Raw genomic sequence first — 26,301 nt, 5'->3', positions numbered from 1 at the left:
GCGGGCAACCAGTCAGCCGGTACCGCCGATCAGAAGGTCGTCGCCGTGGACGAGGTCGCGCCGGCCCCCGTCACCGGGCTGACGGGCACCGGGAGCACGGCGGGCAACCGGGTGTCCTGGAAGGCGTCCGCGTCCCGCGACACCGTGCGCTACCAGGTCCACGTCTCGCCGGTCGGGTCACCGGACCCGGACGGCCCGACGGTCGTCACCGGCACCTCGTTCCACGACGGCGGTGCGGTGCTCGGGCAGCCGACCCAGTACCGGGTGCTCGCCGTGGACGCGGCGGGGAACGTCTCGGCGGCGGCGAGCACGACGGCCGTGCGGTCCGCCCCGGGCGACGTGCCGGTCCCCGAGGCGCTGACCGGCAAGCCCGAGGACGGGGCCAGCGTGCTCGCGTTCGACCTGCCCGCGGACGCGGACGACACCGCGGGCGGCTGGACGGCCGCCGCGGACATCGAGACGTACGAGCAGAGCGGGCGGCACACCGGCGCGAAGGCGGGGCGGACCCAGTACTACCTCGTGGCGCTGGACGGTCAGGGCCGGGAAGGTGCGCCCTCCCGGACCGCCACCGTCAACCGGGTGACCCCCGTGTACGGGACGGAACCGGGCCGCCCGCAGCTGACCGTGGACCGCGAGGGCAGCCCCCGCACCGGCAGCTTCGTCGTCAAGGTCAAGCCCGCCCCTGCCGACGAGGACCGCAAACTGGGCGGGTACGTCTGGGAGTTCTACGACACCAGGGCCGGAGCGGAGGCCGTCCGGGAGTTCATGATCCGCTGATCCGGTCGGGTGCGCTCATGTCCCCCGTGGCGGGCGTGCCGTCGGCGAGCCCGTAGCGCAGGTGCACGGTGCCCTTCGGGGTGGCGGCCGGCGGGGCGAGGAGGGTGACGTTGGTGGGCACCGCGCCGTCGGCGAACACCTTCTTGCCGACGCCGAGCACGATCGGGTGCAGCCACAGGTCGAGGCGGTCGAAGAGCTTCTCGCGCAGGAGGGTCTGCACGAGGTCCAGGCTTCCGACGACCTTCACGTTCTCGTGGCGGTCGCGGACCTCGCGCACCGCGTGGGCCAGGTCCGGGCCGAGCAGCTCGGACCCGGCCCACGGGAGGTCGGGCCGGCCGCGGGAGGCCACGTACTTCGGGACGGCGTTGAACAGGGCGGCGAACTCGTCGCCGTCCTGGTGCGGCCAGTAGGCGGCGAAGATGTCGTACGTCCGCCGGCCGAGCAGCAGTGCGTCGGTGCCTTGGTACGCGGCGCTGATCTGTGCCCCGGCGACCTCGTCGATCAGGGGCGCCTGCCAGCCGCCGAACGGGAACCCCTCCGGGTCCTCGTCGGGGCCGCCGGGCGCCTGCCCGACGAGGTCCAGGGTCGTGAACAGCTCGATGTGGATGAGGCCCATGGGCTACTCCCGGTGCGTCGGTTCGTTCTCCGTCAAGAGATAGCCCCGCGGACGCCCACGGGCGCCCGTCGCCGCGCCGGGACGCGGCCTGACGCAGTCGGGTGGAGCAGTCGTTTCGTCCGGCCGGCCCCGTGGTGCTACGGCGGGGCGTCGTTCACCGCTTCGCGGTCCACGTCGGCATCCGCCACACCGTGACCGCCCTCAGGGCCCATTCGGCGGGTCCGTAGCGGTGGGTGCGCAACCACCAGTGGCTCAGGAGGAGTTGGGCCACGTAGATCAGCGGGACGACGGCGACCACCGTCAACGGGCTGAGACGGTTGACCAGTCCGAAGCCGTAGCCGGTGAACAGGACGCCCAGGGTGGCGGATTGGAGGAGGTAGTTCGTCAGGGCGGTCTTGCCGAGCGGGGCGAGCGCCCGTTCCACCGCACCGCCCCGCCGGGTGCGGAACAGGGCGAGCCCGAGGACCACGTACGAGGCGGTGAGCAGCGGGGCGGTCAGTTGGCCCACGCCGAAGGCGAGGGTCTCCAGGGCGGAACCCTGGGCGTAGGCGGCGCTGGTCGCGTAGAAGACGGCGCCCGCGAGGCCGATGGGGCCGCCGATCAGTAGGGTGCGGCGGAGCAGCGTGCGGTACTGGTCGGGCCGGGCGAAGAGCTCGCGGCGGCCCGCCGCGTACCCCAGGAAGAACATGGCGAGTGCGTTGGCGCCCTGGACCAGGACGAGGATCAGGAAGGTCTCCGCGAGGTGGCCCGAGTGGAAGCCCGCGGTCGCCGCGGCGTCCCCGCCGAACGCGGCGAGCTTGTCGGCGGCTTCGGAGTCCTCCGGGGCGTTCGAGGTGCCGTCCGCGAGGACGGCGGCGCCCAGCATGAGCCAGCCGACGCTGATCGTGAGGAGGAGGAAGGCCGCCACCTTGACCGCGCGTGCCGGTGTCGTGGAGCGGCAGGCCAGCAGGATCAGTCCGAGCAGCGAGTACAGGGCCAGGATCTCGGCGTAGTAGAGCAGGGCGCCGTGCAGCAGGCCGAGTACGAGCAGGCCGGCCTGGCGGCGCAGCATGCGGGGGCGGAAGGAGGCGCCCGCCCGTTCGGCGGCGCCCATCTGGAGGGTGAAGCTGTAGCCGAAGAGGAACGAGAACAGCAGGTAGAACTTGGTCTCGAAGAGCAGGGACATCGTGAACCTGACGGCGTGGTCGAGTCCCGAGTCGTAGGTCGGATTGCTGGTGGTGCCGGCGTAGTACGGGTCGGCGAACGCCCAGATGTTGACGATGAGGATGCCGAAGAGGGCGAAGCCCCGTAGGGCGTCCACGTTGAGGAGCCGCACGGCTGCCGCTCCCCCGCCGGCGCCCGCGTCCGCGCCTAATCCCGCTCCCGGACTCGCGTGCGTGCGCGCGTGTCGCGCTCCGGTGACGGTGACGCTCTCGCCGTCGTGGATGTCCGTCACGGTGTCTCCCCCTCTTCGTGCTCCTCGCGGAGCAGTGTGGTGACCAGGCGGCGCAGGACCGGTGCCTGTTCGCGCGGCTGGAACTCCGGGTCGGCGGCGACCCGGGCGAACACCCCGTCGACCAGGGCGGCGAGCCAGGTGGCCGCCGCGTCCGGGGTCAGGGGGGTGCGCAGCTGTCCGGCTTCGTCGGCGGCGCGGACCAGGGCGGCGAGGCCGTCGCGGAAGGAGCGGTCGTTGGCCTTGAAGCGGGTGGCCACGTCCTCGTCGCGGTGGGCCTGGGCGGCGATCTCCAGGGCCAGGCCCGCGAAGACGGGGTCGGCGGCCAGCGCGCACACCTCCTCCAGGAAGGCCAGCAGTGCGGCGAACGGGTCGTCCGCCAGGGCCAGTTCGGCCACCGAGGCGGCGGTTTCCGCGCCGTCGCGCTCCACCAGGGCGAGCAGGACCTCGTGTTTGGACCGGAAGTAGTGGAAGAGGTTGCCGGAGCTCATGCCGACGGCCGCGCAGATGTCGGCGGTGCGGGTCGCCTCGTATCCGCGTTCGGCGAAGCAGACGGCCGCGGCGTCGAGCAGCGCCTTGCGCTTGGCGGCGCGCTGGGCCGGGTTCACGGTTCGCATGGATCGAATCATACATTGACCGGTCACTTAATTAATATACCCGTCGGAGGCCATCGGGGACCGTCCACGGACCGTGACGGACGCCCCCGCTCCCGTCACTACCTTGATTGCGGGTGCTTGCCGGCCCGTCGTCCCGCACGGGACCGTGGAAGGCACACCACCCCGTCACGCCGATCACGACGCGTCCGGGACCTGCTTTCACGGCCCGACCGCCGCATGCGTGTCGCGACGGCCGGTGAAGGCCGCGAGCGCCGTCGAAAGGAGGAGTCCGATGCGCACGGTCGGTGCGGGGACGACACGGAGGGGACCGCGCCGGACGACGGTCTCGGCTCGATCCGGTCCCCGTCGTCCCGGAGGTGGTGACCGTTCGTGGGTGCTCCGCGGCCTGCGCGGCGGAAGGGGGCGCGTACCGTGCTGTGTGGGTGGATGCGGTCGCGAACCCTCACCGACGGGCAGGCCCTCGCCGTTGCGGCGAGGGCACTCACCGCGGTGGATGACGCGGTCGTCAACGCCGGCAAGCTCGAACGACCGCGGCACCGGGGTCCGGCCGCCGATCGGCGGTCGGACCCCGTACCTGTTCTCCGTACGGCCCTTCCAGGTAACCGCATCCGGCGGCAAAGGCCAAGGAATGTCCGTACACGGTTTCCGACCAGCAGCACGAAACGTGTTTCGTGCCGGGTGAGAGGGGTCATCAGCAGTGTCCGCACCAGTGGGTTCGTGCCGCACCTGTGGTGGCGTCCTGCCCCCGGCGCGCACCTCGGGGCGTCCCCGCCAGTACTGCTCCAGCACCTGCCGCTCGGCGGGACGCCGGGCCCGCGCCCGCGAGGCCGCCCTCCGACTCCAGGACGGCGGGCCCTGCACGGCGGAGTTGGCCGGCCGACGCTGCCCGCGACCGGCCGAGCACACGCTGATCGTCAGCGGGACGCCGTTCCGGTTCTGCTCCGCGTGCCACTCCGTGACGGCCCAGTACCTGATGGACCAACAGGTGCCGGCCTCCGAACTCGTGACGACTCCCCGGCCCGTCTCCACCGAGCCGCCCCGTCCGCGCCCCGAGCCGCCCGCCCGGTCCGGGGCGGGGCCGTCCCGCCCGTCCCGCGTACTGCTGATCGAGGACGACGACGCGGTCCGCGAGGCGCTGCGCATCTCGCTGAAGCGCCAGGGGTACGAGGTCCTGGCCGAGGGCACCGGCCGCGCCGGGCTGCGCAGCGCCTACTTGCAGAGCCCCGACCTGGTCCTGCTCGACGTCATGCTGCCGGACCTGGACGGGTTCGAAGTACTGCGCCGGCTGCGTGCGGTCAGTGACGTCCCGGTCATCCATCTGACGGCCCGCAGCGACCCCGTCGACGTGGTGGTCGGCCTGGAGAACGGCGCGGACGACTACATCGTCAAGCCGTGTCACGGCAGGGAGATCGGCGCCCGCATCAGACGGGTGCTGTACCGCTACCGGGCGACGGAGCGCCGGCAGGGGGACGTGTTCGACGACGGGCTGCTCCGGCTGGACTCGCCGCGGCTCCAGGCGTGGACCGCGGGCTCCCCCCTGGCCCTGTCCGGGAGCGAGTTCCGGGTGCTCGACCGGCTGGTGCGCCACGCGGGGACCGTGCAGCGCTTCGCGACGCTGCTCGAAGCGGGCTGGGGCACCGCGGACCCGGGCGCCCGCGACCGGGTCAAGTTCGCCGTCTCCCGGTTGCGCGGCAAGCTCGACGCGACACCGGTGGGGGGCGATTCCCTCGTCTCGGTCCGCGGCACGGGCTACCTCTACCGCTCCCCCGCCCTGCCCGCTCCGCCGGCCGCCGGGCCCGCCTCCGCGCCCGCCGGCTACGGGCACGCCCGCACGGTGCAGGGCGCGACCCGCAAGCCGGACCGGGGGCCGGCGGGAACGGACGCCCCCGGCTGACCGGCCCCCGGCGGGACCCGAGCCGGGAGCCGGTCAGCCGGGGCCGGTCAACCAGGAGCCGGTCAGTCGGGGCGGGTCAGCCGGACCGGCGTCAGATGACGCCCTGTGCCAGCATCGCGTCGGCGACCCGCTCGAAGCCCGCGATGTTCGCGCCCGTCACGTAGTCGCCGGGGGCGCCGTACCGCTCGGCGGTCTCGTGGCAGGTGGCGTGGATGTCGTTCATGATGTGCGTCAACTCGTCCTCGACCCGCCGCGCCGACCAGGACGTACGGGCGTGGTTCTGCGCCATCTCCAGCGCACTGACCGCGACGCCGCCCGCATTGGCCGCCTTGCCGGGGCCGAAGGCGACGCCCGCCTGCTGGAACAGGTGGACGGCCGCGGGCGTCGTCGGCATGTTCGCGCCCTCGGAGACCGCCTTCACGCCGTTGCGGACCAGTACGGCCGCCGCGGCGTCGTCCAACTCGTTCTGGGTGGCCGAGGGCAGCGCGACGTCGGCGGGCACGTCCCAGACGCGTCCACCGGGCACGAAACGGGCCGAGGCGCCCCGGCGCGCGGCGTACGCGTCGACGCGGCCCCGCTCGACCTCCTTGACCTGCTTCAGCAGTTCCAGGTCGATGCCCTTGTCGTCGACGACGTACCCGGAGGAGTCCGAGCAGGTCACCGGGTTCGCCCCGAGGGCGTGCAGCTTCTCGATGGTGTAGATCGCGACGTTGCCGGAGCCCGAGACCACCGCGGTCTGGCCCTCCAGGTCCTCGCCGCGTTCGCGCAGCATCGCCCCGGCGAACAGCACGTTGCCGTACCCGGTGGCCTCCGGGCGGATCAGCGAGCCGCCCCAGCCGCGGCCCTTGCCGGTGAGGACGCCGGCCTCCCAGCGGTTGGTGATGCGGCGGTACTGGCCGAAGAGGTACCCGATCTCCCGGCCGCCGACGCCGATGTCACCCGCCGGCACGTCGGTGTGTTCGCCGATGTGCCGGTACAGCTCCGTCATGAAGGACTGGCAGAACCGCATGACCTCGGCGTCGCTGCGCCCGTGCGGGTCGAAGTCGCTGCCGCCCTTGCCGCCGCCGATGCCGAGGCCGGTCAGCGCGTTCTTGAAGACCTGCTCGAAGCCCAGGAACTTGACGACCCCCAGGTTGACCGAGGAGTGGAAGCGCAGCCCGCCCTTGTAGGGGCCCAGCGCGCTGTTGAACTCGACGCGGAAGCCGCGGTTGACCCGGACCCGCCCGCGGTCGTCCTGCCACGGCACCCGGAACACGATCTGCCGCTCCGGCTCGCACAGCCGCTCCACGATGCCCGCCTCGGCGTACTCGGGGCGCACCGCGAGGACCGGTGCCAGGGTCTCCAGGACCTCGTGGGCGGCCTGGTGGAACTCGGGCTGGGCGGGGTTGCGCTGTTCGATCCCGGTGAGGATGTCGCCGAGTACGTTCTGCATGTCGGATCGCGTCGTCACAGAGGGGCCTTCCTTGCGCGGCTGTCACCGGATCGGTGGGAATGCGGCTCGCCCGGTCCGGTGCGTCCATGAGCGCTCGGCGCCGTTGCCGTGCTCGGGGCAAGGTAAGTGTGACGTGCAGGTAAACGTCTTGACCAGTACCCGGGGGTCGGGCGGCTCAGCATGTGAGACGGGCCCGGGGGGCCGGGCGTTGCCTACCGCTTCGGCAGCGCCACCCTGGTCAGGTCCGCGGCGACGGTCAGCTCCCCGGTGAACCCGGCGGCGCGCGCCTCCGCCTCGAACGCGGCGGGATCGGCGTAACGCTGGCTGAAGTGGGTGAGGACCAGGTGCCGGACGCCCGCCGCGGCGGCGACCCGGGCGGCCTGCGCCGCGGTCAGGTGGCCGTGCTCCACCGCCAGGGACTCCTCGCTCGTGAGGAACGTCGACTCGATGACGAGCAGGTCGCACCCCTCGGCCAGGGCGTACACCCCGTCACACAGCCGGGTGTCCATGACGAACGCGAACCGTTGGCCGCGCCGCACCTCGCTGACCTCGTCCAGGTGGACGCCCCGCAGTTCGCCGTCGCGTTGCAGTCGGCCCACGTCCGGGCCGCCGATCCCGTGTGCGGCGAGGAGCGCGGGCAGCATCCGACGGCCGTCCGGTTCGACGAGGCGGTAGCCGAAGGACTCGACGGGGTGGGAGAGCCTCGCGGTCTCCAGACGGTACGGGCCGGGGTCCGCGAGCACGCCGTCGGCGGCGGCGGGCGCCTCGGTCAGCTGCACGGTCTCGCGGTAGGCGGTGGCGTGGCGCAGCCGGTCGAAGAAGCGTTGCCCCGAGGCGGGGTAGTGGCAGGTGACGGGGTGCGGGACCCGGTCGAGGTTGATGCGTTGGATCACCCCGGCGAGGCCGAGCGAGTGGTCGCCGTGGAAGTGCGTGACGCAGATCCGGTTGATGTCGTGCGCGGCGACCCCGGCCCGCAGCATCTGCCGCTGGGTGCCCTCGCCCGGGTCGAACAGGATGCCCTCGCCGTCCCAGCGCAGCAGGTAGCCGTTGTGGTTGCGGTGTCGCGTGGGCACTTGGCTGGCCGTGCCGAGGACGACGAGTTCACGGGCGGACACGGTTCAGCCGGGGGGCCACTGGAGGCCGCGGCCCGCCAGGACGTGCGCATGGGCGTGGAAGACGGTCTGCCCGGCGCCGGAGCCGGTGTTGAAGACGATGCGGTAGCTCTGCGTGTCGTGCGCGGCGGCGACCCGTCCGGCCTCCCGCAGCACGTCCGCGGCGACCTCGGGTGCGGCGGCGGCGAGCGAGGCCGCGTCCGGGTAGTGGACCCGCGGGATGACCAGGACGTGGGTCGGTGCCTGGGGGTTGATGTCCTGGAAGGCGACCGTGGTCTCGGTCTCCCGGACGATCGTCGCGGGCACCTCGCCGGCCACGATCTTGCAGAACAGACAGTCGTCCTGCGGCTGTCCAGCCACGTCGGTCACGTCGCTCACGTCTCCTCACGGGTCGGGTTCGGGCGTGCGCCCCGGCGGTGCCGGGTACGGGGGCATGCTATCGGTGGCCGGCCCGCCGCCGGGGCGCCGGAGTGCTACGGCAGGGGCGGGGGCGTCTTCGCGGGGTGCCGTGCGAGGGCGTCGAGGGCGATCCGGACGGCCTCGTCCAACTGCCGGTCGCGGCCCGCCGCGTGGTCCTGCGGGGCCTGGACGACCTCCACGTCCGGGTCGACGCCGTGGTTCTCGACGTCCCAGCCGTGCCCCTCCAACCAGAAGGCGTACTTGGGTTGGGTGACGAGGGTGCCGTCGACGAGCCGGTAGCGGCTGTCGATGCCGACGACGCCTCCCCAGGTGCGGGTGCCGACGACCGGGCCGATGTCGAGGGCCTTGATCGCGGCGTTCACGATGTCGCCGTCGGAGCCGGAGAACTCGTCGGCGACGGCCACCACCGGGCCGCGCGGGGCGTCCTGCGGGTAGCTCACCGGGCGCTGACCGCGGGGCAGGTCCCAGCCGACGATCCGGCGGGCCAGCTTCTCCACGACGAGTTGCGAGGTGTGGCCGCCCCGGTTCTCGCGGACGTCCACGATCAGGCCCTCGCGGATGACCTCCAGCCGCAGGTCGCGGTGGATCTGGGCCCAGCCGGGGGCCATCATGTCCGGGACGTGGAGGTAGCCGAGGCGCCCGCCGGACCGTTCCAGGACGTGGGCACGGCGGTCGGCGACCCAGGCGTGGTAGCGCAGCGGCCCCTCGTCGTCCAACGGGACGACCACGACGTGCCGCGGGGCGCCGCCCGCGGCGGGGAGCACGGTGAGTTCCACGGGTTTGCCCGCGGTGCCGGCGAGCAGCGGGGCGGGGCCGGTGACCGGGTCCACCGGGTGTCCGCCGACGGCGAGGACGGCGTCCCCGCCGCGGACGGCCACCCCGGGTGCGGCGAGCGGGGAGCGGGCCCGCGGGTCGGAGGTCTCGGAGGGCAGCACCCGGTCGATGCGCCACCGCCCGTCGGGGTGCCGGGAGAGGTCGGCGCCGAGCAGGCCCTGGGCGCCGTCGCCGTGGCCCCAGCCGCCGCCCGGGATGACGTAGGCGTGGGAGGTGCCGAGTTCGCCGTGCACCTCCCACAGCAGGTCGACCAGGTCGTCGTGGGTGGCGACCCGGTCGAGGACGGGCCGGTAGCGGTCGAGGACGGCGTCCCAGTCGACGCCGCCGAGGTCGGCCCGCCAGAAGTGGTCGCGCATCAACCGGCCGGTCTCCGCGTACATCTGGCGCCACTCGGCTGCCGGGTCGATCTGGTGGCGCACCCGGGAGAGGTCCACGGTGAGGTGGGCGTCGCCGTCCTCGTCGGAGGGGGCGCGCCGGTCGCTGGGGACGACCTTCAGCTTGCCGTCCGTCCACAGCAGCACGCGTTTGCCGTCGCCGGTGACGGCGAAGTGGTCGGCGTCGGACGCGAGGTGTTCCATCCGGCGTTGGACCAGGTCGTAGCGCTCCAGGTCGGCCTTGGGGTGCGGGTCGTCCGGGGTGGCGCGGGCCGTGCCGAGGACGCCCACCACGGGGTGGCGCAGCCACAGGACGCCGTCCTTCGCCGCGCGGAGGGTGGAGTAGCGGCCGGACTCCACGGGGAAGGGGACGATGCGGTCGGCGAGCCCTTCGAGGTCGATGCGGGTGGTGGGGGCGCCTTCGCTGTCCGGGGTCTCGTCCTTGTCGGGCGTCTCGAAGGGGCGGCCGTGGCGCTGCGGTCCGAACGGGGACGGGGTGGTGGCGGCGAGGGTGATCAGGTGCGGGCGGGAGCCGTCGACGAAGACGAGGTCGAAGACGTGCTCGTCGTAAACGGGGTCGAAGGCCCGGGCGGAGAGGAAGGCGAGGTGTTTGCCGTCGGCGGTGAACGCCGGCGCGTAGTCGCGGAACCGCAGCGGGGTGGCCTCGGTGACGGTTCCGTCGGCGGTGTGGGCGAGTTTCAGCTGCCGCAGCGGGCCGGGACCGGCGTGCGACCAGACCAGCCAGGCCGAGTCCGGGGAGAAGGCGAGGCCGGAGGCGTCGCCGTGTGCGCCGCGGTCGATCTCCCGGACCTCGCCGCTGGTCCGCTCCACCAGCAGGACGCGGCCGTCGTGCGCGGCGACCGCGGCGCGGGAGCCGTCGGGGGCCACGGCCAGGCCCACGACCCGGCCGAGTTCACCGGAGCCGACGCGACGGGGCGGGTGCGCGGTGGCGGTGCTGCCGGTGGTGGTGTCGTCCGCGGGTACGGGGTCCGCCGGGTCGAGGGGAGCCGGGCCGCCGGGCAGGGGGGCGCCGGTGGCGGGGGCGAACTCCAGTGCGTCCTCGCCCGTCGCGTCGGTGACCCAGACGACGTGTTCCTCGCCGTCCGCCCGGAAGGTGCGCGGCATCCTGGCCCGGACGCCCGGCTCGGCGGCGAGGGCGCGGGCCGGTCCTTCGCGGTGGGTCACCCAGTGGACCGAGCCGCGCACCGACACCGCGCTGCCGCGTCCGGTGTGGTCGGGGGAGGCGGCGCCGAACCAGCGTTCGGCGCTGACGGGGTGCGGCTGGAGGTCGGTGCGCTGGCCGCCGAGGCGGATGTCGAGGCGGCGGGGCGCGGCGCCCGACAGGTCGTCCAGGAGCAGGAGTTCACCGGCGCTGGCGTAGACGAGCCGGGTGCCGTCGCCGGCGGCGTGCCGGGCGTAGAAGCCGTCGAGGGGGGTGTGGCGGCGCAGTTCGGAGCCGTCGACGAGGGAGGAGTACACGGCGCCGACGCCCTCGTGGTCGGAGAGGAACGCGATCCGCTCGCCCACCCGGACGGGGTACTCGATGTTGCCGTCGAGGTCGGCGTGGAGGCGGACGAAGGTGCCGTCGCCGGTGCGGTCGATCCACAACTTGCCCGCGGTGCCGCCCCGGTACCGCTTCCACCAGGCCGCTTCGCGGTTCATCCCCGCGGAGAGGAGCACGGTCCGGCCGCCGGGTCCGGTCACGACGTCGCCGACGGGGCCGTGCGGCAGGGTTTCGGCGGGGCCGCCGTCGAGCGGGACGGCGCGGGCCCAACTGCGGCGGAAGCTCGCCTGGTCGTGGGAGCCGAGGACGAGGACCCGGCCGTCGTCGGTCCAGCCGCGGACGGTGGTGCGGGAGCCGCCCCAGTGGGTGAGCCGGCGGGACGGGCCGCCGTCGACGGGCGCCAGATGGACTTCGGGGGCGCCGTCGCGGGTGGAGGTCCAGGCGACCGTGGTGCCGTCCGGGGAGATCCGCGGATGGTTCACGGGCACGTTGTCGGCGCTTACCCGCCAGGCACGCCCACCGTCGAGTGGTGCGATCCAGACGTCGTCCTCTGCCGTGAAGGCGACCAACTCGCCGTGGACATGCGGGTACCGGAAGTACGCAGACTGAGTCACCCGATCACCCTAGGCAGCGGTGGCTTCCCAGGTCACCGGTTTCGATCACATTCAAAGGCACGGACAGCGCGTCGCGCTTCCGCACCGAGACGCACGAAGATCAGGGGCGCGAGGAACCGCGCAATCCCCCAGCGCACCGCGCACAACAACGCACCGCGCCCGGACGCACGAAGATCAGGGGCGCGGGGAACTGCGCAAAACCCCAGCGCACCGCACGGAACAACGCACGCGCAGCGGGACGTACGGGTCGGGGCCGCGCCCCTCAGGCCCAGCGCCCGGTGCGAGCCAGCACCAGCCCCGCGGCCACCGTACCCGCAGTGGAGGTCCGCAACACGCTCGCCCCGAGCCGATACGCACCCGCCCCCGCCTCGGCGAAAGCCGCCAACTCCTCGGGCGAGACGCCGCCTTCGGGACCGACCACGAGGACGATCTCCCCGGCGCCGGGGAGTTCAGCAGTGGCGAAGGGCGCACTGCCATGGTGCTGATCCTCGTGCAGGACGCCCGCGAAGTCAGCCGAGGCCAGCAGCGCGGCGACCTGCTTCGTGGTCATGGCGTCCGCCACCTCGGGAAACCGCACCCGCCGGGACTGCTTGCCCGACTCGCGGGCGGTGGCCCGCCACTTGGCGAGGGCCCGGGCGCCCCGGTCCCCGCGCCACTGGGTGACGCAACGGGCCGCGGCCCACGGGACGATCGCGTCGACGCCGGTCTCCGTCATGGTCTCCACCGCGAGTTCGCCCCGGTCGCCCTTGGGCAGGGCCTGGACGACGGTGAGCCGCGGTGCCGGGGGCGGTTCCTCCTGGGAGGAGGTGACGTGCACGAGCAGTCGGTCCTTGCCCTCGGAGCCGGTGACGACGCAGTCCGCCCAGCGACCCTGCCCGTCGGTGAGGACGATGTCCTCACCGGCCCGCAGCCGCTTCACGGACACGGCGTGCCGTCCTTCGGGGCCGTCGAGGACGAAACGCCCACCGGGGGCGTCGAGGCCGTCGAGGTGGGGGACGACGAAAACGGGTGCGGTCACGAGGCCCTCCCGACGGCCAGGGTGTCGACGGCGTCCGCGGCTTCCGCCCACAGCACCTCGACCAGGTCCCCCGCGGGCATCTCCCGGGCGAGCCGGTGGCCCTGGCCCGCCCACAGGGCCATGCCCTGCGGGTCCGCGGCCTTGGCGGCGGCCTTGCGCAGCGGGCCGGTGAGGTGGTGGACCTGGGGGTACGCGGCGGGGGCGTAGCGGCCGTGTTCGCGCAGGAAGCGGTTGACCAGGCCGCGCGCGGGGCGCCCGGTGAACGCGCGGGTGATCTCGGTGCGGGTGAACAGGGGGTTGGTGAGCGCCTGCTTGTGCATCAGGTGGGCGCCGGACTCGGGGGTGGGCAGGAAGGCCGTGCCGAGTTGCGCGGCATCGGCCCCGGCGGCGAGCACGGCGGCGATCTGGGCGCCGCGCATCAGCCCCCCGGCGGCGATGACGGGGATCTCCACGTCCTCCCGGACCTGGGTGACGAGGGCGAGCAGCCCGAGTCCGGTGCCGTCGTTGTCGAGGCTGTCCCGGTGGGTGCCCTGGTGTCCGCCCGCCTCGATGCCCTGGGCGATCACCCCGTCGGCGCCGGACCAGGCGACGGTCCGCGCCTCCTCGGGGGTGGTCGCGGTGACGAGGGTGAGGGTGCCCGCCTTGCGGAGGGCGGCGATGACCTCGCGGGTCGGACAGCCGAAGTGGAAGGAGACCACGGGTACGGGGTCGTCGAGGAGGATCGCGAGCTTGGCGTCGTAGCCGTCGTCCCGGCCGCTGTCGGGGTCCCCCAGCTCGGTGTCGTACCAGCCGGACTCACCGGCGAGTTGGTGTCCGTAGACGTCGACGACCGCCGGGTCCGCGTACTCGGGTTGGGGCATGAAGACGTTCACGCCGAAGGGGTGGGACGTCAGGCTCCGCACCTGCTTGATCTCCTGGTACATGCCGTCGGCCGTCTTGTAGCCGGCGGCGAGGAACCCCAGTCCGCCCGCTTCGGACACGGCTGCGGCCAGCTGCGGCCGGGACACCCCGCCCGCCATCGGGGCCTGCACGATCGGGCACGGAAGGAGATCGGTCAGTGCGGAGGACATGACGGCATGTTGTCACGTCCTCCACACAAGTCCGAATCCAGCCGTACATCTGGCATATTCCGGCCGTGTGTGGATACGGGTGGATCATCGACGGGAGCACACCTGCGCTGGTCAGCGCGGTGCTTGAGGGTTGCACCAGCTCGGGAGCGGCGATTGTTCGCCAATTCCCCGACAGCCCTAGCGTTTTCGCACCGATGCATGGCCGACCCCCGCCCGGACGAGAACCGGGACGGGGGTCGGCCACTACGGAGGGTGGCGGTCCGGCCGCCGGGACGCATCGCGTCAGCGACCGTTGAACGCGTCCTTCAACCGGGAGAACAGTCCCTGCTGACCTGGCTGGAACTGACCGATGGGGCGCTCCTCACCGCGCAGCTTCGCCAGCTCCCGCAACAACCGCTCCTGCTCGGCGTCGAGCTTGGACGGGGTCTGCACCTCGACGTGGACGATCAGGTCACCCCGGCCGCCGCCCCGCAGATGCGTCACGCCCCGACCGTGCAACGGGATCGACTGGCCGGACTGGGTACCGGGCCGGATGTCGATCTCCTCCATGCCGTCCAGGGTCTCCAACGGCACCTTGGTGCCCAGCGAGGCCGCCGTCATCGGCAGCGTCACCGTGCAGTGCAGATCGTCACCGCGCCGCTGGAAGACCGCGTGCGGCAGCTCGTGGATCTCGACGTAGAGGTCACCGGCGGGGCCGCCGCCGGGGCCGACCTCGCCCTCGCCCGCGAGCTGGATGCGGGTGCCGTTGTCGACACCGGCCGGGATCTTCACCGTCAGGGTGCGACGGGAACGGACCCGGCCGTCGCCCGCGCACTCCGGGCACGGGGTGGGCACGACCGTGCCGAAACCCTGGCACTGGGGACACGGACGCGAGGTCATGACCTGGCCGAGGAACGACCGGGTCATCTGCGACACCTCGCCCCGACCGCGACACATGTCACAGGTCTGGGCACTGGTGCCGGGCGCCGCGCCCTCGCCGTTGCAGGTGTTGCAGACGACGGCGGTGTCGACCTGGATGTCCTTGGTGGTCCCGAAGGCCGCCTCGTCCAGCTCCACCTCCAGCCGGATCATCGCGTCCTGACCGCGCCGGGTGCGGGAGCGGGGGCCGCGCTGGGACGCCGTTCCGAAGAAGGCGTCCATGATGTCGGAGAAGTTGCCGAAGCCACCGGCGCCGAAGCCGCCGGGTCCACCGCCCGCCTGGGACAGCGGATCGCCGCCGAGGTCGTAGACCTGCTTCTTCTGCGGGTCCGACAACACCTCGTAGGCGGCGTTGATCTCCTTGAACCGCTCCTGGGTCTTCGGATCGGGGTTGACGTCCGGATGCAGCTCGCGCGCGAGCCTCCGGAACGCCTTCTTGATCTCGTCCTGGGACGCATCGCGGCGCACGCCTAGTACGGCGTAGTAGTCCGTGGCCACTTACGACTCCGCCAGGATCTGTCCGACGTAACGTGCCACTGCGCGTACTGCTCCCATCGTTCCCGGGTAGTCCATGCGGGTCGGTCCGACCACGCCGAGCTTGGCGACTGCCTCGCCGCCCGAACCGTAGCCCACCGACACGACGGACGTGGAGTTGAGCCCCTCATGGGCGTTCTCGTGACCGATCCTTACGGTCATGCCCGAATATTCCGCCTCGCCGAGGAGCTTGAGGAGGACGACCTGCTCCTCCAACGCCTCCAGGACGGGCCGGATCACGAGGGGAAAGTCATGTCCGAAGCGGGTGAGGTTGGCGGTACCGCCGATCATCAGCCGCTCCTCCGTCTCCTCGACCAGTGTCTCCAACAGAGTGGAGAGGATGGTCGAGACACTGCCCCGGTCCTCGCTGTCGAACACCTCGGGCAGGTCCTGCACCAGCTGCGGAACGTCGGCGAACCGACGGCCCGCGACCCGGCTGTTGAGCCGCGCCCGCAGATCCGCGAGCGAGGTCTCGCCGAACGGAGCCGGGCAGTCCACCATCCGCTGCTCGACCCGACCGGTGTCGGTGATCAGGACGAGCATCACCCGGGCCGGGGCCAGTGACAGCAGTTCCACGTGCCGCACCGTCGAACGGGTCAGCGACGGGTACTGCACCACGGCGACCTGCCGGGTCAGCTGCGCCAGCAGCCGGACCGTGCGGCCCACGACGTCGTCGAGGTCCACCGCCCCGTCGAGGAAGTTCTGGATGGCCCGCCGTTCGGGGGCCGTCATCGGCTTGACCCCGGCCAGCTTGTCCACGAACAGGCGGTACCCCTTGTCGGTGGGGATGCGCCCCGCACTGGTGTGCGGCTGGGCGATGAACCCCTCCTCCTCCAGCGCCGCCATGTCGTTACGGACCGTAGCCGGGGAGACGCCGAGACGGTGCCGTTCGGTCAGCGCCTTGGAGCCGACCGGCTCCTCCGTGCCGACGTAGTCCTGGACGATGGCGCGCAACACTTCCAGCCTGCGTTCACTGAGCATCGCGCACCTCCCGTTCCTCTGGTTCCCGCTGCGTCGGCGCGGGCCCTAACCGGCCCCGCGGAACGGTGCCTGGCACTCATGACAGTCGAGTGCCAGCGTTCCCAGCCAAGTGTACGGCCGGTGGGTACGCACGTAGCAAGGCCGTGTCACGAGCCACTGCGCCGCGCCGTCCGGCCAGGCTCCCCGGCCGGCCGCCCGACCGCGGACCCAGCGGGTCGGGGCGGCGCCGCGCGCCCACCCGGAATGACCTAGCGTCACGGTATGCGGACGACACGGGACATCCCCTGGGCGGCGGAGGGCTGGGAGCGGATCGGGCCCCGGACGGGACGGCGACGGCTGCCCGGCTGGGACTGCACGGTCGGGCTGGTCGCGGGCGAACGGGCGGCCCTGCTGGTGGACGCGGGCTCCACCCTGCGGGAGGGCGCCGAGCTGCGGGAGCAGTCCGAGCGGCTGCTCGGCGGCGGGCGCGTCACGCACCTCGCACTGACCCATCCGCACTTCGACCACGTCCTCGGCGCGCCGGCGTTCCCCGGGGCGACGGTGTACGGGGCTGCCGGCCTCGGTGCGCTGCTGGTCGCGGGGCGGGAGGAACTGCGGGACGACGCGGTGCGGTACGGGGTCGGCCCCGGCGAGGCCGCGGCGGCGGCCGGGGCGCTGCGCGCGCCCGGGGTGGAGGTGACGGGGACGCTGGCCCTGGACCTGGGGGGCGTGTCGGTCGTCCTCGCGGACGTGGGGCCCGGGCACACCGGGCAGGACCTGGTCGTGGTCGTCGCCGGGGAACCGCCGGTGGTGTTCTGCGGCGATCTCGTCGAGGAGTCCGGGGCGCCGCAGGCGGGGCCCGACGCACACCCGGCGGCGTGGCCGGACGCGTTGGACCGGGTGCTCGCGCTCGGCGGGCCGAGCGGGCGGTACGTGCCGGGGCACGGGGCCGTGGTGGGGGCGGCGTTCGTCACGGCCCAGCGGGACGTGCTGCGCACGGCGGCGGGCGGCTGAGGCACGCGCGGGGGGCGGGGTCGGGCGTTCTATCGTCGCGGGATGCGTCAGTACTCAGCGGATCTGACTCCGCCCTGGAAGAAGCAGAGCGCCGCGCCCGAGGTCCCCGCGGAGGTGGACCTCGTGGTGGAGGAGGTCGCGACGGGGTTCTGCGGTGCCGTGGTCCAGGTGGAGGCGGGCGCCGTCACCCTGGAGGACCGGTTCGGCAAGCACCGGGTCTTCCCGATGGAACCGCGCGGGTTCCTGATCGACGGCAAGCCGGTCACCCTGGTCCGCCCCGGGCGCCCGGCCCCCGACCGTCCCCAGCGCACCGCCTCCGGCTCGGTGGCCGTACCGGGGGCGCGGGCGCGGGTCGCACGCGCCGGGCGCATCTACGTCGAGGGCCGTCACGACGCCGAACTCGTCGAGAAGGTGTGGGGCGACGACCTGCGGGTGGAGGGCGTGGTCGTGGAGTACCTGGAAGGCGTGGACGACCTGCCGGCGATCGTCGCGGAGTTCGCCCCGGGCCCCGACGCCCGGCTCGGCGTCCTGGTGGACCATCTGGTGCCCGGCAGCAAGGAGTCCCGGATCGCGGTCTCGATCACGGACCCGCACACCCTGGTCGTCGGCCACCCGTTCGTCGACGTCTGGCAGGCGGTGCGGCCCGCCGCGCTCGGCATCGCCGCCTGGCCGCGGGTGCCGCGGGGGCAGGACTGGAAGACGGGGGTGTGCACCGCCCTGGGCTGGCCCCCGCACACGGGCGCCGCCTGGCAGCACGTCCTGTCCCGGGTACACAGCTACAAGGACCTGGAACCGGAGTTGCTCGGGCCGGTCGAGCACCTCATCGACCATGTGACCGTCGGTTTCAGCTGACCGCTCGACCGCACCGGAAACGCGTGCCCCATCCAGGCAAAAAACAGACAACAAGCCTACAAAAAAGGCTAGTTGGCGGATCGCGGGACCTATACCATCGCCTGCCCGGGGAGCCCCCTGCGCACCCCGGAGGGGGAGGGGGACGTCATGACGCGTCCAGGGGGAAGAACCACCCGCACGGCTGCCCGGTCCGGACGCGTACGACTGCCGGTCGGGGTGGGCGCCGCCCTGCTGGCGGCGGCGCTCCTGGCCGGTTGCTCCGCGGGCGGGGGCGCATCGGGCGGGGGCGCATCGGATCGGGGCTCCGCGACTTCCGGGGAGGCCGCGTCCGCCAGCGGGCCGCCGCCCACCGCACCCCGGGCGTCCGTCTCGACCGCCGCTCCCCCACCGGCCGCCTCCGCAGCACCGACCACCGCCGCCCCGGCCGCCCCGACAGCCCCGACCGGGGACACCGTCGCGCCCCCGTCGCCGCCCCCCGCCACCCCGTCGACGCCGAGCGGGCCGACGGGGGCCGCCGCGCTCTGGGGCCGGGAGTACCGCGGGACGGCGAAGGTGTCGGTCGACGTCTACGACCACTGCGGCGCGGGCGGGGCGCGCCGGCTCGCGGACAGCCGGACGTACTCCCTCCCCGGCACCCTCAGCCTGAGCCGGCCCCGGACCGGGGGAGGCTTCACCGAGGACAACCCGTTCTCCCTGGTCCTCGCGGTCGGGCAGCCCTCCGACACGGGGGCGTTGTCGATGTGGTCGGCCGCGGTCAGCACCACCTCGGGCCAGGACCTCACCGGGAACCCCCGGGACCCGAACCTGCTGCTCACGTACTGGGACCTGGACTGGTCGGCCGGCCAGCTGAGCGGGCGGCTCACCGACCCCCACACACGGGAGGCCGTGGCGCTGAACCTGGTCAACTGGCCCACCCCGCTCGCCGCCTGCCGCCCCGAACTCGGCCAGCTGCCGGGGGGCCATCCGCACGCCCTCGGCGCGGGCACCACGCTCGGCGGGCGGCTCGACACCGGCGGCCTGTCCCTGACCGCGCAGGGCAGCACGCAGAGCGGCAACCTCACCTTCCGCTTCGCGTTCACCGGGGGTTCCTGATGCCGGACACCGCACCGCCCGATCCGCCGGGGCAGGACGCACCCGCGGTGGGCCTCGACGCGCTCGACCGCTGGGGCGCGCACGTCGCGGGGTGGGCGGCCCCGGACGAGACCGTGCTGGCCGCCCAGACCATCCGGGCCTACGCCGCCGGCGGCCGGGCCCGCCGGGACCTGTTCCGCACCGGGGCGCACGCGCCGGGCGCACTCGACGGCACCCTCGCCACCGTGCTGCCGCAGTTGTTGGACGCGCTGGCGTACGCGGCGGACGCGCTGAAGACGGCCCTGGGCAGTCAGTACTTCAGCAACGGCGTCGCCGTGACCACGCTCGCCGTCGCCCTGCGGGAACGCTCCGCACGGTCCCCGCGGGCCGTGGACACCCCGCACGGTTCCGACGAGGGCGAGGGCGAAGCCGCAGCCGCAGCCGCAGCCGCCCCGAACGCCGAGGCCGTGGCGGCGGCGCTGCGCATGTACGAGCGGCTGCGGGCGCGCCGGGTCGACGACGCGACGGCCGAGGAGCTGACCGCCGCGTTGGTCTCCCGGCTGCTGACCACCGGACGGCCGCAGGAGGTGGCCGCCTTCCTCGACGCCCTGGTGGCGGCGGAACCGCCCTCGCCCGCTCCCGGGCGCCGCGGCCCCCTGCGCCGGTTCGCCGAAGCGCTGCGCCGCCGCCCCGGAAGCCGGGCCGGCGACCGCCCGGACCGGAGCGGCGACACATGAGCGCCGCTCACCCGACCCGTCCGGCACCGGCCCTGTGCGGCCCGCCGCCCTGGCTGTGGCTGACCCTGGTACTGCTCGCCGTGCAAACGCCCGGGGCCGTCGCCGCGGTCCGGCGGGCGGAGGGTCCGTTCGCCCAGTGGCGGGACGGTCTGGGGGACGGGCTCCTGGTCGTCTCGGGCCTGACGCTGGCCCAGTCGCTGCCCCTGGTGCTCCTGTTCGCCGGCGCCCTCGCCCTGGCCCTGCCGCACCTGAGGCGGCGGTTCGTCGAGCGGCGGCACGGGCTGATGGCACCGGACGATCCACTGGTGCCGCCCGCCACCGCGGCCGTCTACGCACAGGTGCGGCGGTTCCTCGCCGAACGCGCACCCGGCACCGTACTGCGGGTCAGCAACCAGCCGCGGCCCCTCGCCCGGGTCTACCCCGACGGCTGGCGGACCACCCGGGTCGGCGTCTTCCGCCCGCTGGTCCTGCTGTGGGACACGGACCGGGAGGCGGCCGAAGCCGTCCTGCTGCACGAGCTGGGGCACCTCCGCTCCGGCGAACAGCACGTCGCCGGGCTCGGCAGTCCGTTCACCTCCCTGGTGCGCGCCTGGCCCTACCTGCTGGCCGGCTTCGGCGCGCTGCCGGTGACGCTGCTGTTCCTCTCCGGGAACGCGACCGCTCCCCTGATGCTCGCCCAGGTCGTCCTGGTCGTGCTGGCCGTGCCCAAGCTGCTGCTGATCATGGTCGGCGCGCTGTGGTCGTCCGAACTGGCCGCCGACCGGTACGCGGGGCAGACCGGCGGATGGCCCGCCCTGCTCCGGGTGTTCGACCGGGTGGAACGGCGCGCCCCCGGCCGGGCCGCCCGGCTGTACCACCCGCCGGTCCGGGTGCGGCGCTGGTTCGCCGCACGGGGCGAACGGCGAAGCGGCCGGCTGCTGTTGCTCCTGCTGTGGCCGACCGCGCTGCTCGCCGAGGCCCTGCTCGACCTGCTCGGCGGTGCCCTGGCCTACCGGCTGCTCGGCGCCGAGTGGGACACCTGGGGCGCCGCCGCGCGGGCCGCCCTCGCACTCGCCCACGAACAACTCGCCGGCGGACCCCTGTGGTGGGCGGTGCTGGCCGCCCTCCTCGGATGGCCCCTGATCGCCCGCCGGTGGTCACGGCTGTGGGGGTGGCGCGGACCGGAGCGCGGGGTCCGCCCGCTCGCCGCGCACGCCACGGCGGCGCTGTTCCCGGCGGCGGCGCTGCTCGTCGGTCTGCTGGCCGCCCCCGGGGAGTCCGGGACCGCGTCGCGCACCCCGCACGTCACGGCCACCCCCTCGGCGGGACCCGGGGACCTCCCCTCGCCCTGCCCCAGCCGCTCCGTCCCGGCCGCACCGCCCCGGCCCACGGGCCTGCCGACCTTCGGAGCCGCGGGGGCGACGGGCACCACGCCCACCGCCGCTCGGACCTTCCGCACGGTGCGGGTCAGCGGGGTGCAGCCGTTGGGGGACACGCGCGCCGACTGGGCCCGGGACTCGGCCGACCGGATCGCCCGCGCACGATGGCGCCTGGGCACCGACGGGACGCTGACCGCGGACCTCGACGAGGTCCCGGCGCTGCGCACCACCTCCGCGGACGGGGACACCCGGGTGCTGAGCGGGGAACGGACCCGCACCAGCGACACGAACGCCACCACCACCTGGGCCGAGGCCGAACTGCGCACGTCCGCCGGCCGACCGCCGGAACTGCACCTGATCCGGGCGACGACCTCGGTCAACCACGCCGTGCTCGCCTGCCGGGCCTTCGACTCCACCACGACGTCGGCCGCCCGGCTCGTCCTGGAACTGGGCGAGCCCTGAGCCGGGCGGGGCGGGGCGGTCAGTCCACGAGGTCCCGGACCACCCCGTCCGCGAGCAGCCGGCCGCGCAGGGTCAGCACGGCCAGGCCCCGGTCGAAGGGGGCGGCTTCGAGGAGTCCGTCGGCGAGGGCGCGGCGGGCCGCCGCCAGCCCCTGCGGCCTCAGGAGGTCAAGCGGGCAGCCGTCGCGCAGGCGCAGTTCCAGCAGGACGCGCTCCACCCGCCGGTCCTCCGCCGCCAGGACCTCCCGGCCGGCGCCGGGCGACCGGCCCTCGGCGAGCGCCGCCGCGTAGGCGCCCGGGTGCTTGACGTTCCACCAGCGCACCCCGCCGACGTGGCTGTGCGCGCCGGGGCCCGCGCCCCACCAGTCGGCGCCCCGCCAGTACAGCTCGTTGTGGAGGCACCGCCCGGCGGCCGACTTGGCCCAGTTGGACACCTCGTACCAGGCGTAGCCGGCGGCGGCGAGCCGCTCCTCGGCGATCAGGTAGCGGTCGGCGTGCACGTCGTCGTCGGTCATCGGGACCTCGCCGCGCCGGATCTGCCGGGCCAGCCGGGTGCCCTCCTCCACGATCAGCGCGTACGCCGACACGTGGTCGGGGTCCGCGCCGATCGCGGCGTCCAGGGAGGCCCGCCAGTCGTCGTCGGACTCCCCTGGGGTCCCGTAGATCAGGTCCAGGTTGACGTGCTCGAACCCGGCGGCCCGTGCCTCGGCGACACAGCGCTCGGGGCGCCCCGGGGTGTGCGTGCGGTCGAGGATCTTCAGGACGTGCGGGCGGGCGCTCTGCATGCCGAACGAGATCCGGGTGAAGCCGCCCTCGCGCAGCGCGGCCAGGTACGCCGGGTCGACCGAGTCGGGGTTGGCCTCGGTGGTGATCTCCGCGTCGGGCGCGAACCCGAACTCGTCCCGGACCGCGCCGAGCATCCGCACCAGGTCGTCCGCGGGGAGCAGGGTGGGCGTGCCGCCGCCGACGAAGACGGTCCGCACCTGGCGGGGGTCGTCCCCGAGCACCTTGCGGGCGAGCCGGACCTCGTCGACGAGGGTGGTCGCGTAGTTGTCGCGGGACGCGAGCACCCCGCCGCTGCCGCGGAGCTCGCTGGCGGTGTAGGTGTTGAAGTCGCAGTACCCGCAGCGGGTGGCGCAGTAGGGGACGTGGAGATAGAACCCGAGGGGGCGGTCGGCCGCCCCGGCGAGCGCGTCGGCGGGCAGCGCCCCGCTTTCGGGCACGGCCTCGCCCTCGGGAAGTACGGAAGGCATGCCCCCATTGTCCCCCGTCGCCGCGCGTTCCCCCGCCGGGCGGCCCACCGGGGCGGACGAGGGGCCCCGCCGGCCCCTCAGGTGGCCTGGAGGACGAGGATCGCGAGGTCGTCCTCCGGGGGCGCGTCGCCGAAGGCGTGCACCTGTTGCCGCAGCCGCTCCGCCAGCGCGCCGGCGGAGAGCCCCGCACATCCGGAGAGGGCCACCGCGAGCCCCTCGCCGTCGTCGAACTGGCGGCGCCCCGCCCTGCGCTCGGTGACCCCGTCGGTCACGCACAGCAGGGTGTCCCCCGGCGCCAGGTCGAAGGACTCGGCGCGGTACGTGACGTCCTCGACCACGCCCAGCAGCATCTGGGACCCGGCGACGACGCACACCTCCCCGTCGGGCCGCAGCACCAGCGGCAGCGGGTGGCCGGCCGAGGCGAGGGTGCACCGGACCCCGTCCGCCGTCGGCACCAGCTCCCCGTACAGCGTGGAGAGGAACCGGGGCATGAAGCCCTCCGCCGACAGCGGGCCGCCCTCCGCCCCGGCGAGCGCCCGCGCCCCGGCCTCGGCGGCTTCCGTCGCATCGTCCAGGAGCAGCTGGTTGAGCCGGTCGAGCACCTCGCCCACCGCGTACCCCTCGCGGGCCAGCAGACGCAGCCAGGGCCGGGCGAGCCCGACCACGACCGCCGCCTCGGGGCCCTTGCCCTGGACGTCGCCCAACGCGAAGCACCAGCGGCCCCGCCCGGCCGGGAACACGTCGTAGAAGTCGCCGCCGGGCCCGCCCCGCTCCCGGGGTTCGTAGACCAGGGCGCTGCGCATCCCGGGGATCTCCGCGACCGAGCTGGGCAGCAGTCCGCGTTGGAGGACCCGGCTGATGGTGGCCTGCCGGGCGTACTGGCGGGCCGCCCCGATCGCCAGTGCGACCCGGCGGCAGAAGTCCTCGACGAGCCCGGTCACCTCATCGGGGAACCTCAGCAGTCCGGAGCGCCCGATCAGCAGGGTGCCCAGCGGTCTACCGCCCGCGACCAGCGGGAACGCCACACAGGCCCCCGACGGTTCGTCCGCCCCGAAGGAGGCGCCGGGCCAGCGCACGGGGACCGCACCGGAGCGCGCCGGGTCCTCGGCGGGCAGCGGCGGTTCCTTCTCCAGGACGCGGCGCAGCTCCTCGATCCGCTCCTCGCTGCCGTGCCACACCCGGGCCAGCCGGGGGCCGCCGCCCGGCGGGGTGCCGGTGCCGGGTCCGGAGCCGTCGGCCTCGTCGCCGAGCCAGACCGCGCACCAGTCGGCGAGCCGGGGCACCAGCAGTTGGCCCGCGAGCGTCGCCACCAGGTCCTCGTCCAGTTGCCCGGCGAGCAGTTCGGACGCCTCGGCCAGGAAGGAGAGGGCGCCCCGGCCCACCCAGTCCGAGTCGCCGCCCGGAATCCAGGGCGCAGCGGAATCCGCGCCGGGGGCGCGCGCCGGTAGGTCGGGCGCCGGTCCGGAGGGCAGGGGGCCCGCCGGACCGGGGGCGTCCGCCCCGCCCGGCACCGGCCAGCCGGGTCCGGTGGGGCGGGTGCCGTCGGGCGCCGCGCCGGCCATCACGCCGTAGCCGGCGACCGCCTCGTAGCCGGGCATGACCACCTCGTCCGGGCCGCCCCACGCGTCCGGCACCGCACCCGGGGCCCCGGTCCCCCGCGGGTGTACGGGAATCCGTGCCCACACCGTCTTGGTGCCGGGCCGGTAGGTGACGCCCCAGGCGGTGGCGAGCCGGGCGACGAGTTGCAGTCCCCGGCCGTACTCGGGCGCGTCGCTGCTGCGGGCGGCGGGGGCGCCGTTGATGGGGCGGGCGGGGTGCTGGTCGGAGACCTCGATGACGAGGGCACCGGAGTCCGTGGCGGAATCGGGGGCGGGTCCGGGCGCGGGTTCCGTTTCCGGGTGGGGCGCCGTGGCGACGCCGTCCGTCGCGCACTCGGGGGCGTACGCCGGGTGGTGCGGCTCGAACGGCTGCTCTGCGGGATCGGCGGGGCCGATGGGGTCTACGGGGTCAGTGGGATCGGTGAGGTGGGCGAACTCGATGACGGCCACCTCACCGTGTACCTCCGCCCAGCCCGCTGCCTCGTCCTCCGGAGGCTGCTGTTCCTCCCACCGGCAGAGCAGCCCCACATCCGTCCCCGCATGCACCACCGCATTCGTCACCAGCTCGCTGACCAGCAGGGACGCATCCTGCACCAGACGGTCGGATATGCGGGCCGCGACCGGCCGCGCCCCCTGGGCGCCCTCGCGGGCCCACTCCCCGAGGACCCGTCGGGCGAAGACCCGAGCGGCCGAGGGGGCCAGCGAGTTGCCGGGCAAGGAGGTGCGCGCCACGCGTGCGCCCGCGCGCCCCCGCGCTCGTCGTACTCCGGCACGAACTGTGTTCTCCCGGTTCTCCCGTCGCATCGGAACGGACTCCACTCCTCGACTGCTGGGAACTTCGGGCGAATGCGCCTCGGGCGACAGGGACAGAGTGACAGACTGACCGCGCCCGTACGCACCGAGTGACCGAAGTGGGTCATCCCGAACGGCGGAGCGGCCCGCACCCTTCGGGATGAGGGTTCTCACGCGCACCGGGTACGCCGCCCTACGACGAACGGCGTACCCGGATACGCGCACATGCCGGCGGCGAGCGCAACGGGCACGGACCACGACGACAGCGGCCCGCCCCCGACCCGGTTCCGGATCGACGGGCCGGGGAACCACGGACGACGGACGACGAGGCACGGTCACGATGAGCGGTGGGGCAGTGGACGACGACCGGGCGGGCATCCTGCTGGTCGACGACATGGAAGACAATCTGACGGCCCTGGAGGCCGTGCTCGGCTCCCTCAACGCGCCTTTGGTGCGGGCCCGTTCGGGCGAGGAGGCGTTGAAGGCGCTGTTGCGCCGGAGATTCGCGGTGGTGCTCCTGGACGTCCACATGCCGGGGATGGACGGCTTCGAGACGGCCGCCCAGATCCGACGGCTCGACCCGGCGAAGGACGTGCCGATCATCTTCCTGACCGGCCTGGAACCCGATGCGGGCTTCGCGTTCCGCGGTTACGCCACGGGGGCGGCGGACTACCTCACCAAGCCCTTCGACCCCTGGGTGCTGCGCGCCAAGGTGACCGTCTTCCTGGACCTGCACCGCAAGAACCGGCTGCTGGAGCGGATGCTCGCCCGGGAGGAGCGGCAGTTCGACGCGCTGGTGGACCGGCTCACGGCGATCGAGCGCCGGATGGCGCAGGCGCCGCCGTGCCGGGACCACGCCGCGACCGACCTCCGCGCGGACATCAACGACCTGGGGCGGATGCTCCGGGAGATGCGGCGCGGCCGGGTCGCGCTGTGAACCGCGGGCCCGCAGGACGGACCGCCCGTGGGGGTGAGGCGGGAGCGAGCAGCGCGGGCAGGGCGGGAGCGAGCAGCGCGCGTGCGCCGGTCGCCGATCCGC

The 26,301-nt window shown here is 74.1% G+C and carries 21 protein-coding genes; 8 read left to right on the top strand and 13 right to left on the bottom strand.

The genetic code is table 11. The features are described 5' to 3' along the window. Positions 1-45 precede the first annotated feature (45 nt). The gene (locus ACFWIA_RS24660) at positions 46-777 is read left to right on the top strand and encodes a hypothetical protein (protein WP_387008591.1); all 732 of its coding nucleotides are present in this window, start codon (positions 46-48) and stop codon (positions 775-777) included. On the opposite strand, the gene ACFWIA_RS24655 is transcribed toward ACFWIA_RS24660, so the two are convergent. The 3 genes from ACFWIA_RS24655 to ACFWIA_RS24645 all read right to left on the bottom strand — a co-directional run bounded on the left by ACFWIA_RS24655 (position 764) and on the right by ACFWIA_RS24645 (position 3,442). Next, entirely contained in the window at positions 764-1,393 is a 630-nt protein-coding gene (locus ACFWIA_RS24655) for a dihydrofolate reductase family protein (protein ID WP_387008589.1), read from the bottom strand. The genes ACFWIA_RS24660 and ACFWIA_RS24655 overlap by 14 nt on opposite strands. Positions 1,394-1,547: 154 nt before the next feature. Then, a complete protein-coding gene (locus ACFWIA_RS24650; protein ID WP_387008587.1) occupies positions 1,548-2,708 on the bottom strand; it encodes a DUF418 domain-containing protein in 1,161 nt (386 codons plus the stop codon). A 116-nt stretch (positions 2,709-2,824) separates the two neighbouring features. Continuing rightward, positions 2,825-3,442 carry a TetR/AcrR family transcriptional regulator gene (locus ACFWIA_RS24645; protein WP_387008585.1) on the bottom strand — a complete coding sequence of 206 codons (618 nt, stop codon included), beginning with the start codon at positions 3,440-3,442 and terminating at the stop codon, positions 2,825-2,827. Between the two features lie 697 nt (positions 3,443-4,139). On the opposite strand from ACFWIA_RS24645, the gene ACFWIA_RS24640 reads away from it, so the two are divergent. After that, the gene (locus tag ACFWIA_RS24640) at positions 4,140-5,336 is read left to right on the top strand and encodes a response regulator transcription factor (RefSeq protein ID WP_387008583.1); all 1,197 of its coding nucleotides are present in this window, start codon (positions 4,140-4,142) and stop codon (positions 5,334-5,336) included. 91 nt (positions 5,337-5,427) lie between these two features. On the opposite strand, the gene gdhA is transcribed toward ACFWIA_RS24640, so the two are convergent. The 8 genes from gdhA to hrcA all read right to left on the bottom strand — a co-directional run bounded on the left by gdhA (position 5,428) and on the right by hrcA (position 16,147). After that, positions 5,428-6,786, bottom strand: coding sequence for an NADP-specific glutamate dehydrogenase (gene gdhA, locus ACFWIA_RS24635; protein ID WP_387008581.1), 1,359 nt, complete (start codon positions 6,784-6,786; stop codon positions 5,428-5,430). 194 nt (positions 6,787-6,980) lie between these two features. Then, on the bottom strand, positions 6,981-7,883 hold the full coding sequence (locus tag ACFWIA_RS24630) for a ribonuclease Z (protein WP_387008579.1): 903 nt from the start codon (positions 7,881-7,883) through the stop codon (positions 6,981-6,983). Between the two features lie 3 nt (positions 7,884-7,886). Next, the gene (locus ACFWIA_RS24625) at positions 7,887-8,240 is read right to left on the bottom strand and encodes a histidine triad nucleotide-binding protein (protein ID WP_385487992.1); all 354 of its coding nucleotides are present in this window, start codon (positions 8,238-8,240) and stop codon (positions 7,887-7,889) included. A 113-nt stretch (positions 8,241-8,353) separates the two neighbouring features. Next, the gene (locus ACFWIA_RS24620) at positions 8,354-11,626 is read right to left on the bottom strand and encodes a S41 family peptidase (protein ID WP_387008577.1); all 3,273 of its coding nucleotides are present in this window, start codon (positions 11,624-11,626) and stop codon (positions 8,354-8,356) included. A 262-nt stretch (positions 11,627-11,888) separates the two neighbouring features. Further along, entirely contained in the window at positions 11,889-12,644 is a 756-nt protein-coding gene (locus ACFWIA_RS24615; protein ID WP_387008575.1) for a 16S rRNA (uracil(1498)-N(3))-methyltransferase, read from the bottom strand. Then, positions 12,641-13,714 (bottom strand): nitronate monooxygenase, encoded by a 1,074-nt coding sequence (locus tag ACFWIA_RS24610; protein ID WP_387008573.1) that lies wholly within the window; start codon positions 13,712-13,714, stop codon positions 12,641-12,643. The genes ACFWIA_RS24615 and ACFWIA_RS24610 overlap by 4 nt, the downstream gene beginning before the upstream one ends. Before the next feature lie 282 nt (positions 13,715-13,996). Next, positions 13,997-15,130: a molecular chaperone DnaJ gene (gene dnaJ / locus ACFWIA_RS24605; RefSeq protein ID WP_385487599.1), complete on the bottom strand. Its 1,134-nt coding sequence runs from the start codon at positions 15,128-15,130 to the stop codon at positions 13,997-13,999. Continuing rightward, a complete protein-coding gene (gene hrcA / locus ACFWIA_RS24600; protein WP_387008571.1) occupies positions 15,131-16,147 on the bottom strand; it encodes a heat-inducible transcriptional repressor HrcA in 1,017 nt (338 codons plus the stop codon). Positions 16,148-16,408: 261 nt separating this feature from the next. On the opposite strand from hrcA, the gene ACFWIA_RS24595 reads away from it, so the two are divergent. The 5 genes from ACFWIA_RS24595 (at position 16,409) to ACFWIA_RS24575 (ending at position 21,620) form a co-directional block, all read left to right on the top strand. Then, positions 16,409-17,140, top strand: a complete 732-nt coding sequence (locus ACFWIA_RS24595; protein ID WP_387008569.1) for an MBL fold metallo-hydrolase — start codon at positions 16,409-16,411, stop codon at positions 17,138-17,140. Between the two features lie 42 nt (positions 17,141-17,182). Next, entirely contained in the window at positions 17,183-17,992 is an 810-nt protein-coding gene (locus tag ACFWIA_RS24590) for a DUF3097 domain-containing protein (protein ID WP_387008567.1), read from the top strand. 147 nt (positions 17,993-18,139) lie between these two features. Then, on the top strand, positions 18,140-19,084 hold the full coding sequence (locus ACFWIA_RS24585) for a hypothetical protein (protein WP_387008565.1): 945 nt from the start codon (positions 18,140-18,142) through the stop codon (positions 19,082-19,084). Further along, entirely contained in the window at positions 19,084-19,800 is a 717-nt protein-coding gene (locus ACFWIA_RS24580; RefSeq protein WP_387008563.1) for a hypothetical protein, read from the top strand. Before ACFWIA_RS24585 ends, ACFWIA_RS24580 begins: the two co-directional genes overlap by 1 nt. Then, complete coding sequence (locus tag ACFWIA_RS24575; protein ID WP_387008561.1) at positions 19,797-21,620, top strand: hypothetical protein; 1,824 nt, start codon at positions 19,797-19,799, stop codon at positions 21,618-21,620. The genes ACFWIA_RS24580 and ACFWIA_RS24575 overlap by 4 nt, the downstream gene beginning before the upstream one ends. Positions 21,621-21,639: 19 nt before the next feature. Here the strand turns inward: ACFWIA_RS24575 and hemW are convergent, their stop codons facing one another. Both hemW and ACFWIA_RS24565 read right to left on the bottom strand, forming a co-directional pair. Then, complete coding sequence (gene hemW / locus ACFWIA_RS24570; protein ID WP_387008559.1) at positions 21,640-22,872, bottom strand: radical SAM family heme chaperone HemW; 1,233 nt, start codon at positions 22,870-22,872, stop codon at positions 21,640-21,642. A gap of 77 nt (positions 22,873-22,949) precedes the next feature. Further along, entirely contained in the window at positions 22,950-25,202 is a 2,253-nt protein-coding gene (locus ACFWIA_RS24565) for a SpoIIE family protein phosphatase (protein ID WP_387008557.1), read from the bottom strand. 400 nt (positions 25,203-25,602) lie between these two features. Here ACFWIA_RS24565 and ACFWIA_RS24560 point away from each other — a divergent pair, with 400 nt between their 5' ends. Continuing rightward, positions 25,603-26,199 (top strand): two-component system response regulator, encoded by a 597-nt coding sequence (locus ACFWIA_RS24560; protein ID WP_387008555.1) that lies wholly within the window; start codon positions 25,603-25,605, stop codon positions 26,197-26,199. Positions 26,200-26,301: the final 102 nt, after the last annotated feature.

Origin of the sequence: Streptomyces sp. NPDC127068 (assembly GCF_042724695.1) — a bacterium.
Taxonomy (GTDB): Bacteria; Actinomycetota; Actinomycetes; order Streptomycetales; family Streptomycetaceae; genus Streptomyces.
Note: the sequence above shows the minus strand (reverse complement) of the source record. Positions and strands in the feature narration are given on the sequence as shown.

Coding starts and splice junctions, on each gene's coding strand:
- ACFWIA_RS24655 (WP_387008589.1), bottom strand. CDS start 1,393: ATGGGCCTCATCCACATCGAGCTGTTCACGACCCTGGACCTCGTCGGG.
- ACFWIA_RS24645 (WP_387008585.1), bottom strand. CDS start 3,442: ATGCGAACCGTGAACCCGGCCCAGCGCGCCGCCAAGCGCAAGGCGCTG.
- ACFWIA_RS24610 (WP_387008573.1), bottom strand. CDS start 13,714: ATGTCCTCCGCACTGACCGATCTCCTTCCGTGCCCGATCGTGCAGGCC.
- hrcA (WP_387008571.1), bottom strand. CDS start 16,147: ATGCTCAGTGAACGCAGGCTGGAAGTGTTGCGCGCCATCGTCCAGGAC.
- ACFWIA_RS24595 (WP_387008569.1), top strand. CDS start 16,409: ATGCGGACGACACGGGACATCCCCTGGGCGGCGGAGGGCTGGGAGCGG.
- ACFWIA_RS24590 (WP_387008567.1), top strand. CDS start 17,183: ATGCGTCAGTACTCAGCGGATCTGACTCCGCCCTGGAAGAAGCAGAGC.
- ACFWIA_RS24585 (WP_387008565.1), top strand. CDS start 18,140: ATGACGCGTCCAGGGGGAAGAACCACCCGCACGGCTGCCCGGTCCGGA.
- ACFWIA_RS24580 (WP_387008563.1), top strand. CDS start 19,084: ATGCCGGACACCGCACCGCCCGATCCGCCGGGGCAGGACGCACCCGCG.
- ACFWIA_RS24575 (WP_387008561.1), top strand. CDS start 19,797: ATGAGCGCCGCTCACCCGACCCGTCCGGCACCGGCCCTGTGCGGCCCG.
- hemW (WP_387008559.1), bottom strand. CDS start 22,872: ATGCCTTCCGTACTTCCCGAGGGCGAGGCCGTGCCCGAAAGCGGGGCG.
- ACFWIA_RS24560 (WP_387008555.1), top strand. CDS start 25,603: ATGAGCGGTGGGGCAGTGGACGACGACCGGGCGGGCATCCTGCTGGTC.